Annotated in this window: 2 protein-coding genes and 1 pseudogene; 1 reads left to right on the top strand and 2 read right to left on the bottom strand. The window is 72.8% G+C overall.

All coding sequences use genetic code 11. The features are described from left to right. The first annotated feature begins 444 nt into the window (after nt 1-444). Entirely contained in the window at nt 445-1,416 is a 972-nt protein-coding gene (locus tag B7767_RS21465; protein ID WP_085573637.1) for an SMP-30/gluconolactonase/LRE family protein, read from the top strand. Between the two features lie 63 nt (nt 1,417-1,479). Here B7767_RS21465 and B7767_RS21460 read toward each other — a convergent pair whose 3' ends face one another. After that, nucleotides 1,480-1,773, bottom strand: a complete 294-nt coding sequence (locus B7767_RS21460) for an antibiotic biosynthesis monooxygenase (RefSeq protein ID WP_085573636.1) — start codon at nt 1,771-1,773, stop codon at nt 1,480-1,482. Between the two features lie 37 nt (nt 1,774-1,810). Further along, nucleotides 1,811-2,351, bottom strand: a pseudogene (locus tag B7767_RS46495) (nucleoside-diphosphate sugar epimerase); the annotation flags it as partial.

Genomic DNA, 2,351 nt, shown 5'->3' with positions numbered 1-2,351 from the left:
CCCGGCGCTTGCGGGGTGCGGCGGCCTCCGGTGACGCGGGGGGTGTTGCGCGGCCCGGCGCTTGCGGGGTGCGGCGGCCTCCGGTGACGCGGGGGGTGTTGCGCGACCCGGCGCCAGCGGGGTGCCGTCGCGCCCACCCGTGCCGCCCTGGGGCACCTCCCAGGCCCTTGAGGCACTGGGGGAGGCACGACTGCCCGCGGATTGCGGGGGGAAGCGGAACGGTGTGAGCGACATACGGAAGTCGGCCGGTTCCGGGAGGGGATTTCAGCCGCCCCTCGCGGCCGGGTTTTCCGGGTTCACCTGGGGATTCGCGTCCGGCGGCGGCCCGTAGCGGTGTTTTCCGGTCCGCTTCACCGCAAGGGTTCGGCCATAGGTTCCTCGCACCCGAGGCGGCCGTGCGGTTCGGCGCAGGTGCCGCCTTTCGAGTCTCCGAGAGGAATCCGCATGCGCATCGCCATCGGACTGGCCCTGGCCGGGCTGCTCGCCCTGTCCCCCGCCGGCCCCGCCACCGCGGCACCCGACACCGCCCGCGGGCTCACCGTGACCGACGCCATCACGCTCCCCGGCTCCAAGGTCTACCCGGAGGGCGTCGCCCTCGACCCGCGGACCGGCGACACCTACATCACGTCCTTCGCCACCGGAGCCGTCTACAGGGCCCCGCAGGGGCAGACCCAGGCCGAGGTCTTCCTCCCCGAGGGGACCGACGGCCGGGACACCGCCATGGGCACCGACGTGGACGGCCAGGGCAGGCTGTGGGTGAACGACCGGGACGCCGTCACCCTGTACGACACGGCCACCGGCGCACGGCTGGCCCGCTTCGTGACGCCCACCCCGGGCCGGTCGGTCCTCAACGACCTGGACCTCACCCCGGACGGCACGGCCTACATCACCGACTCGCTGCGGCAGCTGGTCTACCGGGTCACCCCCCGGCAGATCACCGACGCCGTGACCGCGGGCGGGGGCGACCGCACCCTGTCCACGGGCTTCGACCTGAACTCCCTGGTCGCCCCGCACGCCGAGGGCACCATCACGCTCAACGGCATCGAGTCCGACCACACCGGCGGCTTCCTGATCACCGTGGACATGGCCACCGGTGACCTGTTCCGCCTCGACCCCGCCACCGGCGGGGCGGTGAAGGTGGCGGTGAAGGGCGGCTCCGGCCTCGCCACCGCGGACGGGCTGCTGCTGGAGAAGAACCAGCTCTGGATCGCCCACTTCGGCACCGACATGATCAGCAGGCTGACCCTGTCCCACGACGGCACGGCCGCCTCCGTCGACAAGCAGCTGGGCAACACGGCGCTCCAGCACCCGACCACGATGGTGCGCAAGGACGGCTCGATCCACGTGGTCCGCAGCCAGTTCGGCTCCGCCACGCTGGACCTGCCGTTCAACATCGGCCGGATATCCGGCATCTGATCCGGCACGACGGCCGCGAGGGCGCCGGCGGGTCCGGCGCCCTCGCGGTGTGGTCGGCGGGGTTCAGCTCAGCCGCGCGTACCGCCCGGAGACCACCGTCGACGTGTCGATGGCGGCCAGGAAGTCCTGTGTCTCCGGCGCGCCGAAGAAGCCCCGCATCGTCGCGTCGGCGTCCTCGGGGGTGGCCCAGTGCACGATCACCAGGAACTCACCCTCCTCGCTGCGGGTCACCTCCCGGCTGAGGAAACCCGGCCGCTTGGCCATGTAACCGGTCTCGACCTTCTCGTCGAGCCGGGCGAACTCCTCTGCGTCCGTCCCGGGCGCCAGCTTGAACCGGACGGTCTCCACGGTGCTCATGTCGCTCTCTCCTTCGGTCGTCGGTCGTCGGTCGGTGTCACGCGGACGGGCCGGGGCGCCGGAAGGCGCCGGCGTGGGCCGTCGCCCACTCGGCGAACGTGCGCGGCCCTCTGCCCAGCAGGTTCCGTACGGTCGGCCGCACCACCGAGTCGTCGAGGGTGCCGTCCGCGTAGTAGCGGAAGAAGGCCTCGATGTACTCCGGCGGGACCGAGCCCTCCATGGTGCGCCGCGCCTCGTCGTCGGACAGCCCGGTGAAGCGCAGCGGACGGTCCAGGACCCGGGCGAGGACACGGACCCGGTCGGCGGGCCGCAGCGCCTCGGGCCCGCTGAGCGCGTGGGCCCGCCCGAAGTGGTCCGGGTCGAGCAGCACGCGGGCGGCGACGGCGGCGATGTCATACGGGTCGACCATCGCCACGGCCACGTCGGGGAACGCCTCCCGCACCTCGTCACCGGCCGCCAGCTGGCCGGTCCACTGGAGGGTGTTGGACATGAAGCCGCTGGGCCGCAGGATCGTCCAGGACACGCCCGAGGCGCGTACCGCCTCCTCGGAGCGGATCATGAAGCGGGAGATGGCGTTG

This window comes from Streptomyces sp. 13-12-16, assembly GCF_002114215.1.
Lineage (GTDB): Bacteria > Actinomycetota > Actinomycetes > Streptomycetales > Streptomycetaceae > Streptomyces.
The sequence above is the reverse complement of the archived record's forward strand: the minus strand, read 5'-3'. Positions and strand labels throughout refer to the sequence as shown.